Origin of the sequence: Nocardioides allogilvus, assembly GCF_003047285.1 — a bacterium.
GTDB lineage: Bacteria > Actinomycetota > Actinomycetes > Propionibacteriales > Nocardioidaceae > Nocardioides > Nocardioides allogilvus.
Genome location: NZ_PZYX01000002.1, coordinates 217,891 through 237,597 on the forward strand (window position 1 = coordinate 217,891; position 19,707 = coordinate 237,597).

The 19,707-nt window shown below is 70.9% G+C and carries 24 protein-coding genes; 9 read left to right on the top strand and 15 right to left on the bottom strand.

Annotated features, from left to right (window positions below; all coding sequences use genetic code 11):
• Positions 1-69 precede the first annotated feature (69 nt).
• Positions 70-1,098, bottom strand: a complete 1,029-nt coding sequence (locus C9J87_RS04345) for a 6-phosphofructokinase (RefSeq protein ID WP_036493089.1) — start codon at positions 1,096-1,098, stop codon at positions 70-72.
• A 121-nt stretch (positions 1,099-1,219) separates the two neighbouring features.
• On the opposite strand from C9J87_RS04345, the gene C9J87_RS04350 reads away from it, so the two are divergent.
• A complete protein-coding gene (locus C9J87_RS04350) occupies positions 1,220-2,038 on the top strand; it encodes a DUF1028 domain-containing protein (protein WP_107704840.1) in 819 nt (272 codons plus the stop codon).
• Here the strand turns inward: C9J87_RS04350 and C9J87_RS04355 are convergent.
• Entirely contained in the window at positions 2,035-2,628 is a 594-nt protein-coding gene (locus C9J87_RS04355) for a class I SAM-dependent methyltransferase (protein ID WP_010833570.1), read from the bottom strand. The genes C9J87_RS04350 and C9J87_RS04355 overlap by 4 nt on opposite strands.
• 40 nt (positions 2,629-2,668) lie before the next feature.
• Between C9J87_RS04355 and glpK the strand changes: the two genes are divergently transcribed.
• The gene (glpK, locus tag C9J87_RS04360; protein ID WP_107704841.1) at positions 2,669-4,138 is read left to right on the top strand and encodes a glycerol kinase GlpK; all 1,470 of its coding nucleotides are present in this window, start codon (positions 2,669-2,671) and stop codon (positions 4,136-4,138) included.
• Positions 4,139-4,242: 104 nt separating this feature from the next.
• Here glpK and C9J87_RS04365 read toward each other — a convergent pair whose 3' ends face one another.
• Genes C9J87_RS04365 through C9J87_RS04400 form a run of 8 tightly spaced genes read right to left on the bottom strand, consistent with a single transcriptional unit; the run spans position 4,243 to position 9,440 of the window.
• Positions 4,243-5,130, bottom strand: a complete 888-nt coding sequence (locus C9J87_RS04365; RefSeq protein WP_107704842.1) for a hypothetical protein — start codon at positions 5,128-5,130, stop codon at positions 4,243-4,245.
• A 9-nt stretch (positions 5,131-5,139) separates the two neighbouring features.
• Complete coding sequence (locus tag C9J87_RS04370; protein WP_010833573.1) at positions 5,140-5,580, bottom strand: hypothetical protein; 441 nt, start codon at positions 5,578-5,580, stop codon at positions 5,140-5,142.
• Positions 5,573-6,010 (bottom strand): GNAT family N-acetyltransferase, encoded by a 438-nt coding sequence (locus tag C9J87_RS04375; protein ID WP_010833574.1) that lies wholly within the window; start codon positions 6,008-6,010, stop codon positions 5,573-5,575. The genes C9J87_RS04370 and C9J87_RS04375 overlap by 8 nt, the downstream gene beginning before the upstream one ends.
• Entirely contained in the window at positions 6,000-6,653 is a 654-nt protein-coding gene (locus C9J87_RS04380; RefSeq protein WP_107704843.1) for a response regulator, read from the bottom strand. The genes C9J87_RS04375 and C9J87_RS04380 overlap by 11 nt, the downstream gene beginning before the upstream one ends.
• A 9-nt stretch (positions 6,654-6,662) precedes the next feature.
• Entirely contained in the window at positions 6,663-7,175 is a 513-nt protein-coding gene (locus C9J87_RS04385) for a flavin reductase family protein (protein ID WP_010833576.1), read from the bottom strand.
• Positions 7,172-7,558, bottom strand: coding sequence for a thiol-disulfide oxidoreductase DCC family protein (locus tag C9J87_RS04390; protein ID WP_036490982.1), 387 nt, complete (start codon positions 7,556-7,558; stop codon positions 7,172-7,174). Before C9J87_RS04390 ends, C9J87_RS04385 begins: the two co-directional genes overlap by 4 nt.
• Positions 7,555-8,667, bottom strand: a complete 1,113-nt coding sequence (macS, locus tag C9J87_RS04395) for a MacS family sensor histidine kinase (RefSeq protein WP_107704844.1) — start codon at positions 8,665-8,667, stop codon at positions 7,555-7,557. The genes C9J87_RS04390 and macS overlap by 4 nt, the downstream gene beginning before the upstream one ends.
• Before the next feature lie 26 nt (positions 8,668-8,693).
• Positions 8,694-9,440 carry a lysophospholipid acyltransferase family protein gene (locus C9J87_RS04400; RefSeq protein ID WP_107704845.1) on the bottom strand — a complete coding sequence of 249 codons (747 nt, stop codon included), beginning with the start codon at positions 9,438-9,440 and terminating at the stop codon, positions 8,694-8,696.
• Between the two features lie 74 nt (positions 9,441-9,514).
• On the opposite strand from C9J87_RS04400, the gene C9J87_RS04405 reads away from it, so the two are divergent.
• The 3 genes from C9J87_RS04405 to C9J87_RS04415 all read left to right on the top strand — a co-directional run bounded on the left by C9J87_RS04405 (position 9,515) and on the right by C9J87_RS04415 (position 12,075).
• A complete protein-coding gene (locus C9J87_RS04405) occupies positions 9,515-10,285 on the top strand; it encodes an alpha/beta hydrolase (RefSeq protein ID WP_107704846.1) in 771 nt (256 codons plus the stop codon).
• Positions 10,286-10,374: 89 nt separating this feature from the next.
• Complete coding sequence (locus tag C9J87_RS04410) at positions 10,375-10,800, top strand: hypothetical protein (RefSeq protein ID WP_107704847.1); 426 nt, start codon at positions 10,375-10,377, stop codon at positions 10,798-10,800.
• 48 nt (positions 10,801-10,848) lie between these two features.
• A complete protein-coding gene (locus C9J87_RS04415) occupies positions 10,849-12,075 on the top strand; it encodes an ornithine cyclodeaminase, nickel-pincer nucleotide-dependent (protein WP_107704848.1) in 1,227 nt (408 codons plus the stop codon).
• Here the strand turns inward: C9J87_RS04415 and C9J87_RS04420 are convergent.
• Positions 12,060-13,034 carry an ROK family protein gene (locus tag C9J87_RS04420; protein WP_051204215.1) on the bottom strand — a complete coding sequence of 325 codons (975 nt, stop codon included), beginning with the start codon at positions 13,032-13,034 and terminating at the stop codon, positions 12,060-12,062. The two genes, C9J87_RS04415 and C9J87_RS04420, sit on opposite strands and share 16 nt — an antisense overlap.
• A 116-nt stretch (positions 13,035-13,150) precedes the next feature.
• On the opposite strand from C9J87_RS04420, the gene C9J87_RS04425 reads away from it, so the two are divergent.
• The 4 genes from C9J87_RS04425 to C9J87_RS04440 all read left to right on the top strand — a co-directional run bounded on the left by C9J87_RS04425 (position 13,151) and on the right by C9J87_RS04440 (position 16,716).
• Positions 13,151-13,594 carry a TadE/TadG family type IV pilus assembly protein gene (locus C9J87_RS04425; protein WP_036490990.1) on the top strand — a complete coding sequence of 148 codons (444 nt, stop codon included), beginning with the start codon at positions 13,151-13,153 and terminating at the stop codon, positions 13,592-13,594.
• Complete coding sequence (locus C9J87_RS04430) at positions 13,579-14,838, top strand: pilus assembly protein TadG-related protein (protein ID WP_010833584.1); 1,260 nt, start codon at positions 13,579-13,581, stop codon at positions 14,836-14,838. The genes C9J87_RS04425 and C9J87_RS04430 overlap by 16 nt, the downstream gene beginning before the upstream one ends.
• Positions 14,839-15,007: 169 nt before the next feature.
• Entirely contained in the window at positions 15,008-15,460 is a 453-nt protein-coding gene (locus C9J87_RS04435) for a TadE/TadG family type IV pilus assembly protein (RefSeq protein ID WP_010833585.1), read from the top strand.
• On the top strand, positions 15,445-16,716 hold the full coding sequence (locus tag C9J87_RS04440; protein WP_107704849.1) for a pilus assembly protein TadG-related protein: 1,272 nt from the start codon (positions 15,445-15,447) through the stop codon (positions 16,714-16,716). The genes C9J87_RS04435 and C9J87_RS04440 overlap by 16 nt, the downstream gene beginning before the upstream one ends.
• A 9-nt stretch (positions 16,717-16,725) precedes the next feature.
• On the opposite strand, the gene C9J87_RS04445 is transcribed toward C9J87_RS04440, so the two are convergent.
• From C9J87_RS04445 to C9J87_RS04460, 4 genes are read right to left on the bottom strand one after another with little or no spacing between them, the layout of a single operon-like run.
• Positions 16,726-17,670 carry an ROK family glucokinase gene (locus tag C9J87_RS04445; RefSeq protein ID WP_232211510.1) on the bottom strand — a complete coding sequence of 315 codons (945 nt, stop codon included), beginning with the start codon at positions 17,668-17,670 and terminating at the stop codon, positions 16,726-16,728.
• Positions 17,667-18,074 carry a hypothetical protein gene (locus C9J87_RS04450; RefSeq protein WP_010833588.1) on the bottom strand — a complete coding sequence of 136 codons (408 nt, stop codon included), beginning with the start codon at positions 18,072-18,074 and terminating at the stop codon, positions 17,667-17,669. The genes C9J87_RS04445 and C9J87_RS04450 overlap by 4 nt, the downstream gene beginning before the upstream one ends.
• Entirely contained in the window at positions 18,071-19,240 is a 1,170-nt protein-coding gene (locus C9J87_RS04455) for an ArsA family ATPase (protein WP_010833589.1), read from the bottom strand. Before C9J87_RS04455 ends, C9J87_RS04450 begins: the two co-directional genes overlap by 4 nt.
• Positions 19,241-19,257: 17 nt before the next feature.
• A complete protein-coding gene (locus tag C9J87_RS04460; RefSeq protein WP_010833590.1) occupies positions 19,258-19,695 on the bottom strand; it encodes an SRPBCC family protein in 438 nt (145 codons plus the stop codon).
• Positions 19,696-19,707 lie beyond the last annotated feature (12 nt).

Consider the following 19,707-nt stretch of genomic DNA (forward strand, 5'->3'; position numbering starts at 1 on the left):
GTCGAACGGTTTGCGACCCCATCACTGTGGCCTCGGGGAGGGGTGAAGGCAAGCACCCCCGCGCGCAGGTCAGCCGAAGAAGACCTGCGCCTCGGCGTACTCCTCCGGACTCACGAGCTTGAGCTCGCCGGTGCCCTCGATCAGCTTGAGCCGCTCGATCTTCGTCCCGCGCAGCGCCATCATCGTGCCGAAGTCGCCCTCGGCGACCGCGTCGACCGCCTGCAGCCCGAAGCGGGTGGCGAGCCAGCGGTCGAAGGCCGTCGGCGTGCCGCCGCGCTGGATGTGGCCGAGCACGACGGCGCGCGCCTCCTTGCCGGTGCGCGCCTCGATCTCGCTCGCGAGCCGGTCGCCGATCCCGCCGAGGCGGACGTGCCCGAAGGCGTCCTTCTCACCCGAGACGAGCGTCATCTCGCCGCCCTCGCGGGGAACAGCGCCCTCGGAGACCACGATGATCGGGGCATACCTGCTCTCGAAGCGGGTCTCCACCCGCGCGCACACGTCCTCGATGTCGAAGGGCTGCTCGGGGATCAGCACCATGCTCGCCCCGCCGGCGATGCCGCTGTGCAGCGCGATCCAGCCGGCGTGGCGACCCATCACCTCCACCACCAGGACACGGTGGTGCGACTCGGCCGTCGTGTGCAGGCGGTCGATCGCCTCGGTCGCGACGTTGACGGCCGTGTCGAAGCCGAAGGTGAAGTCGGTGCCGGACAGGTCGTTGTCGATGGTCTTGGGTACGCCGACGACGTTGACGCCGAGGTCGGCGAGCTTCGTCGCGACGCCCAGCGTGTCCTCGCCGCCGATCGCGATCAGCGCCTCGACGCCGTCCTTGTCGAGGTTGGCGCGGATGTGCTCGACGCCGCCCTCGATCTTGAACGGGTTGGTGCGGCTCGAGCCGAGGATCGTGCCGCCGCGCGGGAGGATGCCGCGGCACTCGGCGATGCCGAGCTCCATCGTCAGGCCCTCGAGCGGGCCCTTCCAGCCGTCGCGATAGCCCACGAAGTCGAACCCGTGCGTCATCACGCCCTTGCGGACCACGGCACGGATCACCGCGTTGAGTCCCGGGCAGTCCCCGCCTCCGGTGAGCACTCCGACGCGCATCGTCACTCCTCATCGTTGAATTGGATCGATCAAACCCTAGCGATGCGGGCTCGTCGTGTGAAGGGGGTCACGTCGGGGCCTCGCACCGTACGGCGCGGACGGCTCCACTAGCCTCGGCGCCATGACCTTCTCGATCGTGGCCCGCTCCGACGACGGTGAGTCGTGGGGCGTCGCCGTCGCGTCCAAGTTCCTCGCCGTCGGCTCCGCCGTGCCCGCCGCCGTCGCCGATGTCGGCGCGATCGCGACCCAGGCCGACGCCAACGTCTCCTACAAGTTCCTCGCCCTCGCCCACCTCGACGACGGGGCCACGGCCCAGATCGCGCTCGACCGCCTGCTGGAGGAGGACGACGGTCGCGAGGACCGGCAGGTGGGCATCGTCGACATGGAGGGCAACGCAGCGACGTACACCGGTCGCGACTGCTTCGACTGGGCCGGCGGCGCGAGCGGTGACGGCTTCGCGATCCAGGGCAACATCCTGACCGGGCCCGAGGTCGTCGAGGCGATGCAGGCGGCCTGGCTCGCGGGCAGCGACCAGCCCTTCGCCCGTCGCCTGCTCGCCGCCCTCGCGGCCGGCGACCGGGCCGGTGGCGACCGACGGGGACGCCAGTCGGCCTCGCTGCTGGTGGTGCGCGACGGTGCGGGGTACGGCGGTTTCGACGACACCGCAGTGGACCTGCGCGTCGATGACCACACGGACCCCGTGACCGAGCTCGAGCGGTTGCTCGACCTCAACGACCTCTACCTCACGGCCTCGACGCACGACGAGCAGGAGCCGGTCACCGACGAGCTCTTCGCCGAGCTGGAGGCCTTCGCCCGGGCCCAGGGGCATGAGCACTTCCGCGAGTGGGTCGGCTCGCAGAACTACGAGATGCGGGTCGCGCCCGGGCTGCGCCCGGAGTGGATCGACCGGCGTGTGCTGGGGATCGTGCGGAGCAGCTAGGCGGGCTTCGTCGCGACGACGTTGAACTCGTTGTAGGTGAACGCCTTGCCGGTGAAGCGCGGCAACGGGAAGCTGCGCCATTTTTCCGGTCGCAGGCCGAGCGACGTGGAGAGGTCCATCAGGTCCTCGCCCGTCGTCCAGCGCACGTGGGTCGGGTCGGAGGCGTAGCCGCGCTCCTGCGGGCAGATGAAGAGCACCTTCCCGCCGGGCTTGAGGTAGGGAAGGTAGTCGCGGACGACCTGCTCCCCCATCGCGGGAGGCATGTGCTCGATGACGTGCGCGACCAGCATCGCGTCGAAGGCGCCGGGCACCCGCAGCTCGGACTTCTCCCACTCCTCGACCGTCAGGGCGTTGAGGCCGCGCTCACGGGCGAGCTCGACGGAGGTGGCGTTGTGGTCGACGCCGACCGAGTCCGCGCCGAGCGTCTCGAGGTTGCGACCGATGCCGCAGCCGACGTCGAGGGTGCGCCCGAGGTCGTGGCGGCGCAGGTTCCACCGGTAGGGCGCCTGGACGTTCAGCACCTGCTTCCAGCGTGCCGTCTCCTTGTCGTGCAGCCGCTTGGCGTAGTCCTCGCCCCGTGTGTCGCGCATGCGGCAGAACCTACCTGAGTCGGAGCACTAGTTTGGTGCCATGTCTGTCCTCGCCATCGATGCCGGGACGACGGGCGTCACCGCCGTCGTCGTCAGTCCCCAGGGCCAGATCGTCGCCAAGGGCTATCAGGAGTTCGCCCAGCACTTCCCCAGGCCCGGGTGGGTCGAGCACGCCCCCGAGGAGATCTGGCAGGCCACCCTCGAGGCGACCAAGGAGGTGCTGACGAAGGTCGACGCGGCCGAGCTGACCGCCATCGGCATCACCAACCAGCGCGAGACCATCGTGCTCTGGGACCGCGAGACGCTCGGCTCGCCCCGGCGCGCGATCGTCTGGCAGGACCGGCGCACCGCCGACATCTGCACCCGCCTGCGCGACGCCGGCCACGAGGACCGCGTCAGCGAGCTGACCGGGCTCCGCCTGGACCCCTACTTCTCCGGCACCAAGCTGATGTGGCTCGCCGAGCACGAGCCGCACACCTGGGCGCTCGTGCAGTCCGGCCGCTACGCCGTCGGGACGGTCGACTCCTACCTCATCGCCCGGATGACCCGCGGCACGTGGCACGTCACCGACGTCTCCAACGCGAGCCGCACCCTCCTCTTCGACCTCGAGGCAGGCGACTGGTCGGACGAGCTGTGCCAGCTCTTCGGCGTACCCCGCGACGCCCTGCCCGACCTCGTGCCCAGCTGGGGCGAGGTCGCCGCCACCGAGCCGTCGGTGTTCATGGGCCTGTCGCTGCCGATCGCGGGCATCGCCGGCGACCAGCAGTCCGCCCTCTTCGGGCAGACCTGCTTCGACGAGGGCGACTCCAAGTGCACCTACGGCACCGGGTCGTTCATCCTCGCCAACACCGGGACCACGGTGCAGCGCTCCGAGGCGGGACTGCTCAGCACCGCTGCCTGGCGCTCCCCCGACGGCGTCCTCACCTATGCCAACGAGGGCGCGATCTTCGTGACCGGGGCGGCGGTGCAGTGGCTGCGCGACGGCCTGCAGATCGTCGGCAACGCCGCCGAGACCGCGGCCGTCGCCGCCAGCGTGCCCGACACCGACGGCGTCGTGTTCGTGCCGGCGCTCACGGGGCTCGGCGCCCCCCACTGGGACCCGCACGCCCGCGGCATGATCATCGGCATCACCCGCGGCACGACCCGCGCCCACATCGTGCGCGCGACCCTCGAGGCCATCGCCTTCGAGGTGCGCGACGTGCTGGAGACGATGCCGGAGATCGCGTCGCTGAAGGTCGACGGCGGCGCCGCGGCCAACGACCTGCTCTGCCAGTTCCAGGCCGACCAGGTCGGGCTGCCGGTGGAGCGTCCCCAGATCGTCGAGACCACCGCCCTCGGCGCGGCCTTCCTCGCGGGACTCGGCACCGGCGTCTGGGAGTCGACCGACGCGCTGCGCGAGACCTGGGCGCTGGACCGGCGCTTCGAGCCGGTCGGTGAGCGCGACGCAGCCGACCATGCCCACGCGCGCTGGCGCGACGCCGTCGAGCGGTCGAAGGGCTGGGCGGTCTAGACCGGCTCTGACGGCTTCGCGCTACCGAACAGGACGGGTGCTCCTCACGCTGAGGACCCCTTGACTGTTCGGTAGCACCGGCGGGACGGGACGGCGGCGCGTCCTCAGCTCAAGCGCGCGAGCGCGGCCGCGGCCTTGGCCAGCTCCGCCTCGGTCTCGGCGACGGTGTCCGCCGCCTCGGCCCTCACGTCCTCGGCGTCGGAGAGCTCGTCGTCGTTCTCCTCGAGGTCGCTCTCCAGCTGGGCGATGCGGCCCTTCAGCTCGTCGACCTCGGCCTGCAGCTGCAACGACTTCGCCTGCAGGGCCTCGACCTCGTCGCTGGCCGCGGTCAGGGCCTCGCGTGCCGCCTCGACCTCCGCGCGCGCCTCGTCGACCATCTTCGCGGCGGCCCGCTGGGCCTTCTCGTCCGCCTCGGGGTCCGGGACGAGGTGCAGGTCGGGGCGCGGGGGCACCGCCGCCTCGCGGGGTACGGCGACGAAGCCGGCCGCCTCCGGCACCGCCAGCGCTCCCGCGACGTCGACCTGGCCGACACCCGTGGCAGCCAGGGCGGCCACGAGCAGCCCGCTGCGGACAGCGCTCGCCGCGCCCTCGTCGACCATCGCGGCCGTCAGCGTGGCCTCGACCTGGTCGGCGACGGCCTGGGTGACCTTGACACCCTCGTCGTGGGCCAACCCGCGGGCCTGGGTGGTCACCGCCGCGGTCAGCTGGCGGCGCTGGCGGGTCAGCGCCCGCAGCTCCTCGCCGTCGAGGTTGGCCTGGGCCTCCCGCAGGGCTGCCCCGACGGCGAGCACCTGCTCGACCTGCGGTGCGTCGCGCCGTACGAGCAGGTTGACGACCCACGCGGCCAGGGACGGCTTGCGCAGCGCCTTGACCCGGGACGCGAACGACTTGTCCGACTTGTGCTCCTTGGCCAGCGCGTCGCGAGCAGGCGTGAACTCGGCCAGCGGCAGCCCGTAGAGCTGGTCGGCGATCTCGAGGAGCGAGTCGGTCACAGGCTGAGCCTAGGCAGACGTGTCGGCGAGCGGGTGGTGGGCCAGTCCCGCAGCGGCCAGCGCGGCCGTGGCTGCGGCCCGGGCGACGGGTGAGATGTCGCGCGCGCGGCAGTAGATGTCGACGCCCGCCGGCGTGAAGAGCGTCTTGTCGAAGGCCGTGACAGCCCATCGGTCGGCGGGATCGCCGGCAGTCTCGTCGGAGGCGATCACCTGCCAGCGGCTGGTCGTCAGCCGGGTGACGTGTTGCAGGCCGCGCCACTCGAAGCCGGAGTCGGTACGGGTGTCGAAGCCGAGCACGAGCTTGTCGCGGCCGCCGCGGACGTAGGTCACCGCGTCGAGGACGCGGCCGTCGGGCAGCGGCAGATAGCTCACGGCGGGCGCCGAGCGCGATCGCCAGAACGGCAGGCTGCTGGCGACGATCTGCCACGTGCCGGAGACCGGGTCAGTCACGGCTGTACTCCAGCTCGGTCGGGTGCGGCTCCCACGGGCACTCCTGGGTGACGCCGGTCGGCGCCCAGCCGAGCGACTCGTAGAGCCCGCGCGCACGGTGGTTCAGCTCGAGCACCCACAAGCGGCTGGCGCCCGACCGACCGACGCCCTCGCGGCCGAGGCCGCGGCCCCACGCATCGGGATGCACGGCGAGGTGGCGCAGCGACTCGTGGTCGTACGCCGCGAACGCCACCAGCCCCCGATCGCCGGCCACCACCTCGGTGACGACCTCGGGGTCGTCGAGCACGAGCACCCACCGGGTCAGCACCGCGTCGTAGGGGAACGGCCGCTCGCCGAAGACGTGGGCGAGCCCGACCAGGTTGGCGTCGCGCTCGAGGTCGGTCAGCGGCCCGGCGTCAGCGGGGGTGGCTCGTCGCCACTCACTCGTCATCGTCGAGGCCGTGCTCGATGGCCCAGCGGGTCAGCTGCACGCGGTTGTTCATCTGCAGCTTGCGCAGGGTGTTCTGCACGTGGTTCTGCACCGTGCGGTGCGAGATCACGAGGCGCTCGGCGATCTGCTTGTAGCTCATCCCCTTGGCCACCATCTTGAGGATCTCGGTCTCGCGCTCGGTCAGCTCGTCGCGCGGGTCGTCGGCGGGACCCTCGGCCATCCGCCGGAACTCGCCCAGCACCAGGCCGGCCAGGCCGGGCGTGAAGACCGTGTCGCCGGCCGCCACCCGCCGTACGGCATCGATCAGCTCCTCGCGCGACGCCGACTTCACGAGATAGCCGGTCGCCCCTGCCTTCACGGCCTCGAGCACGTCGTTCTGCTCGCCCGACGCCGACAGGATCAGCACCCGGGCGGACGGGTCCTGCTGCAGGACCTGCGCGGTCACCTCGACGCCGTTGGGCCCCGGGATCTGCAGGTCGAGCACGACGACCTGCGGGCGTGCGGCCGGGAAGCGGGCGAGCGCCTGGTGGCCGTCGGCGGCCACGGCCACCACGTCGTACCCCGCCGCGGCCAGGTCGCGCTCCACGGCGTCGCGCCACATGGGGTGGTCGTCGACGACCATGATCCGGATCGGCTCGCTCATGCGGCGACCCTAGTGCGAGTAGCGACCGCGCCGGTGCTGCAACCCGTCGTCGAGGATGCCCAGGCTGGCCGACTCGATCCGGCAGGTGACCTCGATCGACCAGCCGATCTCGCGCACGTCGTGGACGACGCAGTCGGCCCAGGTCTCGGCGTCGGCGAGGCGGGGGCCGAAGGGCGTCTCGACCCAGGTGTCCGCCGCGAACAGCCCGCCGGGGGCCGGCATCTGCCCGGCGAACTTCTCGGCCAGGTCGTGGTGGCGCCACTCGAGGAGCTGCACGACGCAACGTGCACCGTCGGTGTCGCGCAACCGCTCGGCGAGGTCGGAGTCGGGGTCGAGCAGGCCGACGACGTACGACGGCTCGCTCACCGCGACCATCAGCGACGACACCGTCAGCCCGGCGCGCGCGGCCCCGGCACCGGTGGTCCAGAGCGACACCTGGCCGCCGAGCCGGCCGCGCAGCCGACGGGCGGCATCGCGATCCTCGGCGGGCGTGGCGAAGGGGTGTTCGGAGTGGATGGTCACGACTTCCTCCAGGGCATCTTCAACGGCGGCTGCGGCGTACCCAGGGCGCAGGTGCGGCTCGCCGCGACCTTCCAGTAGACCCGTTCGCCCAGCGCCCGGACCGGCGGCAGCCACAGCAGCGGCGCCAGCCAGAACGTCAGCGGTGAGCGGGCGAGGACGCGGCGGATGGCGTCGTAGCCCTCGTAGCGTCCACCCGGGGTGAGGAGCTGCAGCGCCCGGTCGGTGTCCTCGGGGGTGACCCGCGGATCGGCGTGGGCCCCCGGCTCGGCGGTGCCGACGAAGCGGTGGGCCCCGGTCACGTCGAGCCAGGCCAGCACCTTCGCCCACCGGTGGCAGAAGGAGCAGTGGCTGTCCCAGATGATCGTGCGGACGGTGTCGGTCATCGCGGAATCGTCAGCTCCCATTCAGTTCCGTGTGTTCCGGTGTCGAGCGTCGCCGTGCCGCCCAGGTCCTCGATCCTGCCTCGGATCGACTCGCTCACGCCGAGCCGGCCCTCGCGCACGGCCGACTCCAGGCGCCCGGGTGGGATGCCCGGGCCGTCGTCGCGGACCGAGACCACGACGGTGTCGGGCAGCACCTCGAGCAGCACCCATGCCCGGGCGTCGGGGCCGACGTGGGTCTCCACGTTGTCGAGGCACGACCCGACTGCCGCGACCACCTCGTGGGCGACGTCGCCGGGCAGCGGCACCGGCACTCCGGGCGTGGCGAGCTCGACGCGCAGTGCGTGCCCGGTCGCGATCTCCTCGAGCATCCCCGCCAGGTCGCGCACGGCCGGGCCGGTGGTGACCGTGCCCTGCTGGCGGATCAGCGAGCGCAGCACGCGCTCCTGCTCGCCGGCCAGGCGCGCGAGGTCAGCGATCTCGGCGTCGGCCGAGCCGGCGCCCCGGCGCTGGACCAGCGCCAGCACCTGCAGCACCCCGTCGTGCACGGCACGCGCCAGCCGGGTGCGCTCCTCGGCAGCTGCCGCCGCACGCTCGGCGGCGTCGCGCTCGGCCGCCATCCGCTGCAGCGACTCGCACATGTAGCCGACGATCGGCCCGCCGATCATCAGCAGGAAGACGTTGCCGTAGTTGGCCTGGTCGACGCCGTCGCGCAGGCCCAGGTCGGTGATCGACAGCAGCGCGCCTGCGACCAGTCCGCCCTTCCAGTGCCAGTGGATCGCCCACGCGAGCAGCGCGCCCATCACCCAGAAGCCGGGGATGGTGGCGTTGAAGTCGTCGCCCTTGAGCACCGGGGTCGCCGCGATCGCGGCGATCGCCCAGGCGAGGTCGAGGGCGAGGAAGGTGGTCGTACGCCGCTGTGCGCTCGTCGAGGCCCGGATGGCGTAGCCCGTCCAGGCCACCAGCGCCGCGATCAGCACCACGGCGGCCCAGGGGTGGTCGTAGTTGTCGCGCCGGTAGACGTTGAGGACCACCATGTTGATGGTGACCACGACCCGCACCAGGGCCAGCGCCCGGAAGAGCCGGTCCTCGACGGCAGCGCCCGCGCGCACCGCCGCGGGGTCGAGGTCGCGCGGTGTCAGGACGCCTTCTTCTCCGTAGGCGTGGAGTCGGGCCCCTCGGCCTGCTCCTTGGCGGCCGCGGCCGCGGCCTTGGCGAGGTCCTTGGCCTTGGTGGCATACATGTCGACGTACTCCTGCTCGGAGAGACGCATGACCTCGTACATGATCTCGTCGGTGACCGCGCGCAGGATGTAGCGGTCGTTGGCAAGGCCGGCGTAGCGCGAGAAGTCCAGCGGCGGGCCGAACCGGACGACCGGCCGGGTCCACTGGCCGAACATCTTGCCGGTCGGCGCCACCACGTCGGTGCCGACGACGGCGCACGGCACGACCGGGGCGCCGGTCTCGAGCGCGAGCCGGGCGACGCCGGTCTTGCCGCGGTAGAGCTTGCCGTCGTGGCTGCGCGTGCCCTCGGGATAGATGCCGAACAGCTCACCCTCGGCCAGGATCTTCATGGCCGAGTTCATCGCACCCTCGGCGGCGTTGGCGCCCGAGCGGTCGATCGGCACCTGCCCGGCGCCGGAGAAGAACTTCTTCTGGAACCAGCCCTTGATGCCGGGCGAGGTGAAGTACTCGGCCTTGGCCACGAACGTGACCCGCCGCGGCAGCGTCAGCGGCATGAACAGCCAGTCGGCGTAGGAGAGGTGGTTGCTCGCCAGGATCGCCGGGCCCTCGGCGGGCACGTGTTCCACGCCGTAGGCCTTGGGCCGAAAGACGATGCGGAGGACGGGACCGATGGCAACCCACTTCAAGAACCAATACAGCACGGGGTGAGCCTAGCCCCGATACCCACTTCGTGAGCAGGCCCCGACGACCCGTCCGGCTGGTGCACAATCGGCGCATGCTGATCCAGCCGACGGCCGAGCCGTTCTCCGCCCCCGCGCGCCCCGACCTCACCGACGGCCGGAAGATCGGTGTCCTGGTCAGCCACGGATTCACCGGCTCCCCCGCCTCGATGCGCCCGTGGGCCGAGGCACTGGCCGCCCGGGGATTCGCGGTCGAGCTGCCGCTGCTGCCGGGCCACGGCACCCGCTGGCAGGACCTCAACAAGGTCGGGTGGCGGGAGTGGTACGCCGCATTGTCGGCGTCCTTCGACAAGCTGCGTGCGGACAACGACGCCGTCGCGGTGTGCGGCCTCTCCCTCGGCGGAGCGCTCGTGCTCCGCCTGGCCGCCGACCGGCCCGACGAGGTGGCGGGCGTCGTCGTGGTCAACCCGGCCGTGAACACGACCCGGATCGACGTCAAGGCGCTGCCGGTGCTGCGGTTCCTCGTGCGTGCCTTCCCCGCGATCGCCAACGACATCAAGAAGGAAGGCGTCGATGAGTACGCCTATCCCAAGACCCCGCTCAAGGCCGCCTACTCGATGATGTGGCACGGCTGGAAGCCGCTGCGCGCCGACCTGGCCAAGATCACCTCGCCGATCCTGTTCTTCAAGTCCGTCGACGACCACGTCGTCGACGAGACGTCGCTGGCGATCATCAAGAAGTCGGTGTCCTCGCGTGAGTTCACCGAGCGCTCCCTGGCCGAGAGCTATCACGTCGCCACCCTCGACAACGACGCCGAGACGATCTTCACCGAGTCGGCCGAGTTCATCGCGCGCGTCACCGCCTGACCGCTGGGCCACCGATGGTTGAGCAGGCGCGCCAGCGCCGTGTCGAAACCGAGGTCGACCATTTCCGGGCCCGGGTTACCGTTTCCCCTGTGAGCGGACCGGGCGACAACGAGCGCGCGCACGACGAAGCCGACCAGGCCGCGTGGCGAGACATCGTCGACAACTTCGGCGACCGCGCCGAGCTCGACGAACAGGCCCCCGACGAGCGTCCCGCGCCCGCGCCGGAGCCCGTTCCCCCACCGGTGGTGGCCGGCGCTGCGCCGTACGACGAGGCGGAGCGCTTTGTCCCGCCGCCCCCGCCGCCGCTGCCGCGACCGGAGCCCAAGCGGGCCGTCGCGTGGGCCGGACTGTTCGGGGCGCCGGTCGTGGTGCTGTTCATGCTGGTCTTCCAGATCGACCTGCCGACGGTGCTCGACTACCTGCTCGTCGGCTGGTTCGTCGGAGGCTTCATCTACCTCGTCGCGACCATGTCGCGCACCCCTCGCGAGCCTTGGGACGACGGCTCCCGCATCTGACCCCCCGCCGTGTGCGGACGGCCTTGCGCCGGCGCTAGTGTCGGCCGCGTGAGTGTGAGCGAGAGCGTCGAAGTCACCGGCCACCTGATGGACAGCGGGATCCTCTCCCGCATCCTCGACGACATCCGGGAGTACGGCGGCGACTACGTCATCGACCGGTTCGACGTCGGCCACGAGGCCTCCGACACCAGTCGGGCGACGATCGTGGTGACCGCCGAGGACGACGAGTCCCTCCAGCGGCTGCTGATGCGCCTGCAGACCCGCGGAGTCAACCAGATCGATCCGGGTGAGGCGTCGGTGACCGTCGCCGACCTCGACGGCGTCTTCCCGGACGGCTTCTACTCCACCACCAACCTCGCCACCAAGATCCGCCTCCGCGGCAAGTGGTTCGACGTGGAGAACCCCGAGATGGACTGCGGCCTGGTCGTCGACGGCGAGCGCGTCTACACGCTCCCGATGTCGGACGTGAAGATCGGCATGAACATCGTGACCGGCGCCTCGGGCATCAAGGTGACCGTGCCCGTGATCGAGAAGGGTGGCGACTCCTTCGGCTTCATGGAGTCCGACGTGTCGAGCGAGAAGCCGCAGGCGGTGCTGGTGCGCCAGGTCGCCGACGGCATGCGCGAGGCCAAGGCCGCCGGCAAGCACGTGCTCTGGGTCGGTGGTCCGGGCGTGGTGCACACCGGTGCCGCCCCCGCGATGGTGGAGCTGGTCAACGCGGGCTTCGTCGACGTGCTCTTCGCCGGCAACGCGCTCGCCACCCACGACATCGAGTCCTCGCTCTACGGCACCAGCCTCGGCGTCGACCTCGCGATGGGCCGCGGTGTCGAGCACGGCCACGAGCACCACATCCGAGCGCTCAACACGATCCGCAAGCAGGGCTCGATCCGGGCCGCGGTCGAGAACGGCGTCCTGACCGGCGGCATCATGCACGCCCTGGTCAAGCACGACAAGCGCTTCGTGCTCGTCGGCTCGGTCCGCGACGACGGGCCGCTGCCCGACGTCTACACCGACGTCATCGAGGGCCAGCGCGCGATGCGCGCCGAGCTCACCGACGTGGGCTTCTGCCTGATGGTGGCGACGATGCTGCACTCCGTCGCGACCGGCAACATCCTGCCCGCGTCGATCCCGCTCGTCTGCGTCGACATCAACCCGGCGACGGTCACCAAGCTCGCCGACCGCGGCTCGAGCCAGGCGAAGGGCATCGTCACCGATGTCGGGCTGTTCCTCGAGCAGCTCGCGCTGGAGCTGATCCCGGGCTACCGCCGGGGCTGATCGCCCGCGCGTCGCGCCAGCTCGGCCGCACCCACGAGTCCCGCCTCGGGACCGAGCAGGGCCGACACAATGGGCGGTACGCCGCGGTGGGCCGCCCCGACCAGTGAGCGCTGCAGCGCGTTGCGGGCCGGTTCGAGCAGCCGGTCGCCCGCCTGGGAGACCCCGCCGCCGATGACCACGACCTCGGGGTCAAGGGCGGCCACGAGGTTGGCGACGCCGATGCCCAGCCAGTCACCGACCGAGGCGAACGCCTGACGGGCGACGAGGTCGCCCTCCTCGGCCGCATCGGTCACCATCGGGCCGGTGAGGTTGTCGGGGTTGCCACCACACGCCTCCTCGAGCACCGACGGCTGCTCGCCCATGGCCTGGCGGGCGAACCGCACGAGGGCGTTGCCGGAGGAGTACTGCTCCCAGCAGCCCTGTCCCCCGCACTCGCACGGGTGACCGTTGGGCACGACCTGCATGTGGCCGAACTCCCCCGCCATGCCGTTGGCGCCCCGCACGAGCCGGCCGGCCATCAGGATCCCGCCGCCGATACCGGTGCCCATCGTGACCACGACCGCGGACGTGGCGCCTCGCGCGGCGCCGTACGTCCACTCGGCGAGGGCCGCGCAGTTGGCATCGTTGTCGAGGACCACTGGGACACCCCAGCGCTCGCTCAGCCGCCGGCGGACTTCCTCGCCCTGCCAGGGCAGGTGCGGGGCGAACATCACGCGTTCGCCGGGCGCGTCGACGAAGCCGGCGGCGGCGACACCGACCCCGGCGATCGTGGCGCCGTCGGCGGCCTCGAGCACCGCGGCCTCGAGCGCGTCCTCGACCTGTCCGATGTCGACACGACGTCCGGGTGTGGCCCGCCGGGCGGTGCGTGACACACGCCCGGACTCGTCGACCACTCCGGCGAGCACCTTGGTGCCCCCGACATCGACGCCGATCCAGACAGGCGCATTCGCTGAGTTCACACCCAGATCCTGTCGCACCGGGAACCCGCCTACTCCATTTGGGGTAACGATGCCCGACTTCGGTCGTGGGCCACCGAGGCCCTACCTAGCCTCGCAGCAACTTCGTGGAGGGCAACATGTCTGGTCACCGTCGCCGACACAACGCTGAAGAGGGCGCAGCGGCTCTTGAGTTCGCCCTCGTCGCGCCCATTCTCCTGCTGCTCTTCTTCGGCATCTTCAACGTGGGAATCGTGCTCACCCAACAGCTGTCGCTCAGCAACAGTGCTCGCCAGGCCGCCAGGTTCGCCGTGGTGGACGTCGAAGGTCGCGCCTGTGGTGACATCGAGGCTGAGGCAAGAAACGCGGCAGCAACCGTCGGAATGAACCCTGGTGACCCGCTGTATGCACTGAGCGGTGCCACGGGCCCGTGCGAGAGGCCGTGCGCCGGCTCGACCGCCGCGACCAACCTCACGGTGACCCTGAGCTACTACAGCGACTTCCTCGTTCCGATGCCGATCCCGGGCTTCCCGCGTGGCATTGACATCGAGGGGGAGGGAATCTTCCGGTGCGAGCACAACTGAGCCAACGGCGCCGTCACGAGGAAGGCGCCGTCGCGGTGATGGTCGCGATCTTGTCGGTCGTGCTGTTCACGATCGCCGCCTTCGTGGCGGACCTCGGCGTGGCATACACCTCGAAGCGACAGCTGCAGACGGCAGCGGATGCAGGGGCCTTGGCCGGCGCGAAGCGGTTCGCCGGAGAACCCGGCAGCTGCCCCCAGCTGAAGGCGGCCTTCTCGGACGAGGCCGAGGCCGCAGCAGAAGCGATCGCGACCGAGAACCGAGCCGCCCAGGTCAATGAGGACTTCGACGTGGAGTGCCTGACGACGGGGCCCTACGAGGGTGCGTTGCAGGTCACCTACCGCGCATCCGGCGACACCCCGACCTACTTCAGCGGCGGCCAGGACGGAGAGGGGATCACCACCGAGCGTGAGGCGAGCGCCGTCGTTTTCGTCCCCGGCAGCGATCTCAAGCTGCGCCCCTATGGCCTGTGCTCCCTCGACGTCCCTCCCGTCAGCTCGATGCCCACCGGAGTGATCGAGGTCAAGGGGCCGGGGCAGGCACACGGCGGTTCGGGGTGTCCGGACGTCGAGGGAGGCGGCAACTGGTGGTTCATGAGCTGTCCCGGCACCTCCAGCTCCGGGATGAACCCGCACGAGGTTGCGACCGCGATCCGCGACGGCTGTGCCAACGGTGCGGAGGTCGTGACGCCCCAGGACGCGACGTCCCCCGCATCCCTGTCCTCGTCGCTCACGGCACACTGCACGGCCCAGAGCGATGTCAGTCCCTCCTGCCTGGACGCCGACACCGGCGGCAGCAGCCTGTCCAACCCGGACCCGGTGAGCGCCTGGGGCGACATCTTGGGCGAGACCATCGTCGTGCCCGTCTTCTGCTCGATTCCCACCTGCTCACCGACAACGGTCGACGGGGCAGGCACGGGCCGTGTCTATCCCGTCTTCAAGCTCGCTGCCGTGGTCGTCTGCGGCTACCACATGTACGACAAGGGCTCGGACGCGAGCGCTGACGGTGACTGTGCCGGCAACACGTTCACCGACAGCTACGCCGATCTCCTGGGCTGCTCGGGCGCCAACGACGCATGTCTTCCCGCGTGGAACGCGGACGGCACCCCCGCGCCGAACAGGAAACCCAAGGAGTCCATGCGGTTGTTCCTGAGGTTCGTCCAGGAGGTCAGCGGGGTCACGGTGGTCAAGTGCGACCTGGGCGATGCGTGCGACGGGGGGCTGCGCCAGATAGCGATGAATCGCTGACGACGTCAGTTCTTCGCATCCGCCTGGACCGATCGGTCAGGCAAATAGTCCCAATGGGCTATCCCGGGCATGACGCTCGGGTCATTTTGGGTCAGCCGTGCCCCCTCACGCCCCGACCTTCCCTAGTCTCCATCTGTTGTCGCGAGCGCGACCGGATCAAGGAGTGGGAATGCAGCTGCTCAAGCACGCGCGCAGACGCCGGGACGAAGAGGGCGCCGCTGCCCTCGAATTCGCGCTGGTCATCATGCCGCTGCTCCTGGTCGTCGCGGGCATCGTCAACTTCGGCTTCGCCTTCGGCCAGCAGATCTCGCTGGACAACGGCGCGCGCGAAGGGGCACGGTTCGCCGCTGTCGACCGTTCGATGCCCGCTTGTGGACAGATCCAGGCACGCGCCCTTGGTGCGACGTGGGTGAGGAATCCGGCTCCCGCCTTCAGGCTCACCGGCACGCCCGGGCCCTGCGAGCGTCCGTGCGCCGGCTCCGCGGCCAACACCGAGGTCACGGTTGAGCTGGCGATCACGTCGGAGCCGCTGATCCGCCTGCCGCTCCCGACCTTCGACTTCCCCGGGTTCGGCGACGTGGCCATGACTGGCAGGGGGGTGTTCCGATGCGAGTACCGCTGAACCGTCGCAAGCGCGACGAACGCGGTGCCATGGCCATCGTCGTGGCCCTGCTCTTCTTCTTCGTCGTCTTCGGCTTCGCCAGCATCGTCGTCGACGCCGGCCAGGCTGTCGCGAACAAGCGGCAGCTCCAGGGAGCGACGGACGCCGGAGCGCTGGCAGGCGCCCTCGTCTACACCGACGAGGTGGGCACCTGCCAGCAGCTGGCGGCCAACGGCGCCCTCAGGCTCGAGGCCGAAGACGCGGCCAACGACGTCGCCGAGGACAACCGCGGGGGCCAGCAGCAGCTCGAGTTCAACGTTCGCTGCATCACCGATCCCGCCGACCGCTACGTCGGCGGCATCGAGGTCACCTACGGTGCCGACCGCGACACCCCCAGCTACTTCGGCCCCGGCGGCCCGATCACGGCCGACGCGGACGCACGCGCCGTGACGTTCGTGCCCGGAGCCGCGGAGCGCTTCCGCCCCTACGGCATCTGCTCCGCCGACGTTCCCCCGGTGGGAGCGATGCCGGGCGCCGTCGTGGAGATCGCCCAGCCCGGCCAGGCGGCCGGTCGCTCCGGTTGCCCCAGCGCCGACAACGGGGGCAACTGGTGGTTCATGAACTGTCCCGGGTCGCCCAACGGCGGCATGAACCCCGACGCAGTCGCCCAGGTGCTGAGGGAGGGCTGCGTCAACCCTGCCGAGGTGGTGACGCCCCAGAACCCAGCGTCGGCAAGCACCCTGTCAGCCTCCCTCACGGTCAACTGCAACGACCACGGCGACAAGAGCATCAGCTGCCTCGACGCTGAGACCGGCATCAGCGACCTCAAGAACAAGACGCCGGTCGCCGAGTGGACCGGTCTCCTCGGCCAGACCATCATCGTCCCGGTGTTCTGCGCCAGGAACACCTGCGACCCGACCACGGTGGACGGCAGCGGCACGGGCAACGTCTACCCGGTCTACAAGTTCACGGCCATCACCATCTGCGGTTACCACATCTACGCCAAGACCTTCGGCGTGAGCTCGACCGGGGACTGCGCCGGCAACACCTTCTCCTCGACCTACGTCGACAAGCTCGGCTGCGCCAACGACAACGACCCCTGTCTGATGACCTACGACGACAACGGGGTCGCCACCGGCCTGAAGGAGAGGCCCAAGGACTCGGTCCGCCTCTTCGTGCGGTTCCAGCGCAACGTGGCGGGTCTGGCGAGGCCCACCGGGTGCGTGATCGGCAGTGCCTGCGACGGTGGCCTGCGCATCTCCGCCCTGACGGAGTAGTCCCGCAGGTCAGGCTCGGGCGAGATCCGCAGCACCGATGAGTCCCGCCGTGGTGCCGAGCTCCGCCTGACGGACCTCGGCAACCGGACGGTGCCCACGACCGGTGAGCTGTCTGCCGAACGCCGTGCGGATCGGGTCGAGCAGCAGGTCGCCCGCTTCGCTGACGCCGCCGCCGATGGCGACCATCGCCGGGTCGAGGACGGCCGCCAGTGACGCGATGCCCTCCCCCAGCCAGGTGCCGAGGGCGGTCAGCTGCTCGATCGCGAAGCCGTCGCCGGCCCGTGCCGCCTCGGTGATGAGTGGGCCGGTGATCGCGGCGACGTCGCCGCCGGCCCGGTCGAGCAGGTCGCGTGCGCTGCCACCCTGCGCAGCGGCACGCGCCTCGCGGACCAGCGCGGTGCCTGAGCCGTAGGCCTCCAGGCACCCGAGGTTGCCGCACCCACAGGGGATCCCGTCGCGCACGACGCGCAGGTGCCCGATCTCGGCGGCGATGCCGAAGGCGCCGCGGTGCAGTCGTCCGTCGAGGACGATGCCACCACCGACTCCGGTGCCCACGGTGACCAGGAGCAGGTCGTCGACGTCCTTGCCTGCGCCGAAGGCGAACTCACCCCACGCGGCCGCGTTGGCGTCGTTCTCCACCACGACCGGCAGGTGGACCCTGGCCTCGAGCTCGGCCTTGAGGTCGAGGTCGCGCCACGCCAGGTTGGGGGCGAACAGGACGCGCGCACGGTGGCTGTCGACGTACCCCGCTGCACCCACACCGACACAGGCGATGTCGTGGCGGGCGGCGAGGTCGGTGACAAGGCCGGCGATCGCGTCCTCGATCGCCTCGACGTCGTCGGCCGGGGACTCCACCCGGAGCTCCTCGAGCACGCGTCCGTGGGCGTCCACGACTCCCCCGGCGATCTTGGTGCCACCGACGTCGATGCCGCAGGCCAACGGGCCCGGCGTCACGTCGTCTCCTCGGGCCATTCCTCACCGGTGTCGTCGAGGTCGATGTGCTCGACACCGCCGCGGTCCGACCCGGCCGGCGGTGTCGCAGTCGCCAGGATCCCGGCGGCCGCCTGGGCGAGCGAGGCCGCAGCCGTGGTCAGGTGGGCCTTCACCTCCGGGCTCAGCTGGCGTACGGCGTGCACGGCACGGCACACGGGACAGACCGTGCACTCGGCGGAGCCGGTGGCCAGGTGGTCGTTGATGTCGTGGGCCGCGGCGGCGGCGTGCTCGGACAGCCCGGTGACGGTGTCACCGAGCCCGGAGCCCTGCTCCCGCGCCCAGCCGTTGAGGGCGCCGAACAGCTTGGCCGCCTCTTCGGCGAGCGAGCCGACCTCGGCGCCGCGTCCGTCTTCGGTGTCGCTCACGACGCCCCTTCCTTGAATCTGACCTGGAGCTCGCCGCCGACCACGCGGGCACCAGCGATCTGGTGACGACTCAGCCCCGGCGGCAGCGTGAGGAGACGACGATACGACGCCACGCTGACCACGAGCTCGTCGCCATGCCTGGCGAGACCGACCTCCTCGCGGGTGACGTAGGGCAGGGCCAGGTGCACCACGGCACCCGAGGTGGTGCGGGTGATCCGGAAGGGGCCCGTGCCCTCCTGGACGGCCAGTGGGTCGGCGCCGGCATAGACCTCGCAGGCGAGGTCGTGCAGCGCGCTCACGCCGACCGGTTCCCCGGTGCGGTAGACCGAGCGCCACAGCGGCAGGCCCGCGAACGACTCGCTGACCTGCTCCAGCACCTCGCCCTGGGCCGCGACCCAGCCGGCACGCCACTCGTCGGCGTCCTCGGCCGGGAAGATGCGGTTGACCACGACGCCGTCAACGCGATAGCCGAACAGCGAGAGCATCGTGAAGGAGCGGCGCGCCTCGGCGAGCACCACCGACTCGGGGGTCAGGACGATCCGCACGCTGGCGTCGGGGCCGGTGAGCAGCTCGTGGACCTCGTCGAGCTCGGCGTGCAGGCGCTCGATCGCACCGAACACCGAGTCCTCCGGCATCGGCACCTTCGCCGCCCTCGACAGCATCGGTCCGAGCGCCTTCACGATCCTGCGCTCGACCGGGAAGATCCGCTCCATGTACCACCCGAGCGCCTCCGGCAGCGCGAGCAGCCGCAGCGTCTCGGCGGTCGGCGCGCAGTCGACGATGATGACGTCCCACTGGCCGCTCAGCGCCTGGGCCCGCAGCTCGAGCAGGGCCAGCACCTCCTCGGCACCGGGGATGACGGCCAGCTCCTCGGCCGCCACCGGGTCGACGCCGGCGACGTCGAGCACGCGCAGGAGATAGGACTGGATCTCGGCCCACGACTGCTCGAAGCGCAGCTGGGCGTCCACCTGCTGGACGAACAGCCCGGGGGCGACCTCGGTGGGTTCGGCGCCGGCCGGGGCACCGAACGCGTCGGCGAGCGAGTGCGCCGCGTCAGTCGACAGCACGAGCGTGCGCTGTCCGGAGGCGGCCGAGAGTGTCGCCGTACCAGCCGCGACGGTGGACTTACCGACGCCACCCTTGCCGGTGAAGAGAAGGATCCGCACGCGTCAGGACTGCGCGCTCAGAGCGACTCGACGCGCTTCTTCAGGCCCTTGAGCGCGGTGTCGATCAGGATCTTCTCGCCCTTGCGCTTGAGCATGCCGATCAGCGGGATCGAGACGTCGAGCGCCAAGGAGTAGGTGACCTCGGTCGAGCCGTTGCCCAGGTCGCGCAGGGTGTAGCTGCCGTCCAGCGCCTTGAGCATCTTGCCCTCGCCCAGGGTCCAAGTGACCTCACGGTCGCCGTCCCACTCGTAGACGAGGGTGTACTCGTCCTTGATCGGCGAGACGTCGAGCTCGAAGAAGACCTGCTCCGCGCGGCCGTCGGGACCGGGCACGGTCACGTCGGCGGTCGTGACGCCCTTGGCCCATGTGGGGTAGGAGTCGAAGTCGGCGATCACCGCCATCACCGCGGCGGGTGGAGCGTCGATCACGATCGACGAGGTCGTCTGTTCGGCCATGGCGGTGACCCT

What these genes read in the sequence shown, in the direction of transcription:
- C9J87_RS04345 (WP_036493089.1), bottom strand. Translation starts at nt 1,098, where the DNA reads ATGCGCGTCGGAGTGCTCACCGGAGGCGGGGACTGCCCGGGACTCAAC.
- C9J87_RS04350 (WP_107704840.1), top strand. Translation starts at nt 1,220, where the DNA reads ATGACCTTCTCGATCGTGGCCCGCTCCGACGACGGTGAGTCGTGGGGC.
- C9J87_RS04355 (WP_010833570.1), bottom strand. Translation starts at nt 2,628, where the DNA reads ATGCGCGACACACGGGGCGAGGACTACGCCAAGCGGCTGCACGACAAG.
- glpK (WP_107704841.1), top strand. Translation starts at nt 2,669, where the DNA reads ATGTCTGTCCTCGCCATCGATGCCGGGACGACGGGCGTCACCGCCGTC.
- C9J87_RS04375 (WP_010833574.1), bottom strand. Translation starts at nt 6,010, where the DNA reads ATGACGAGTGAGTGGCGACGAGCCACCCCCGCTGACGCCGGGCCGCTG.
- C9J87_RS04380 (WP_107704843.1), bottom strand. Translation starts at nt 6,653, where the DNA reads ATGAGCGAGCCGATCCGGATCATGGTCGTCGACGACCACCCCATGTGG.
- C9J87_RS04390 (WP_036490982.1), bottom strand. Translation starts at nt 7,558, where the DNA reads ATGACCGACACCGTCCGCACGATCATCTGGGACAGCCACTGCTCCTTC.
- C9J87_RS04405 (WP_107704846.1), top strand. Translation starts at nt 9,515, where the DNA reads ATGCTGATCCAGCCGACGGCCGAGCCGTTCTCCGCCCCCGCGCGCCCC.
- C9J87_RS04425 (WP_036490990.1), top strand. Translation starts at nt 13,151, where the DNA reads ATGTCTGGTCACCGTCGCCGACACAACGCTGAAGAGGGCGCAGCGGCT.
- C9J87_RS04435 (WP_010833585.1), top strand. Translation starts at nt 15,008, where the DNA reads ATGCAGCTGCTCAAGCACGCGCGCAGACGCCGGGACGAAGAGGGCGCC.
- C9J87_RS04440 (WP_107704849.1), top strand. Translation starts at nt 15,445, where the DNA reads ATGCGAGTACCGCTGAACCGTCGCAAGCGCGACGAACGCGGTGCCATG.
- C9J87_RS04460 (WP_010833590.1), bottom strand. Translation starts at nt 19,695, where the DNA reads ATGGCCGAACAGACGACCTCGTCGATCGTGATCGACGCTCCACCCGCC.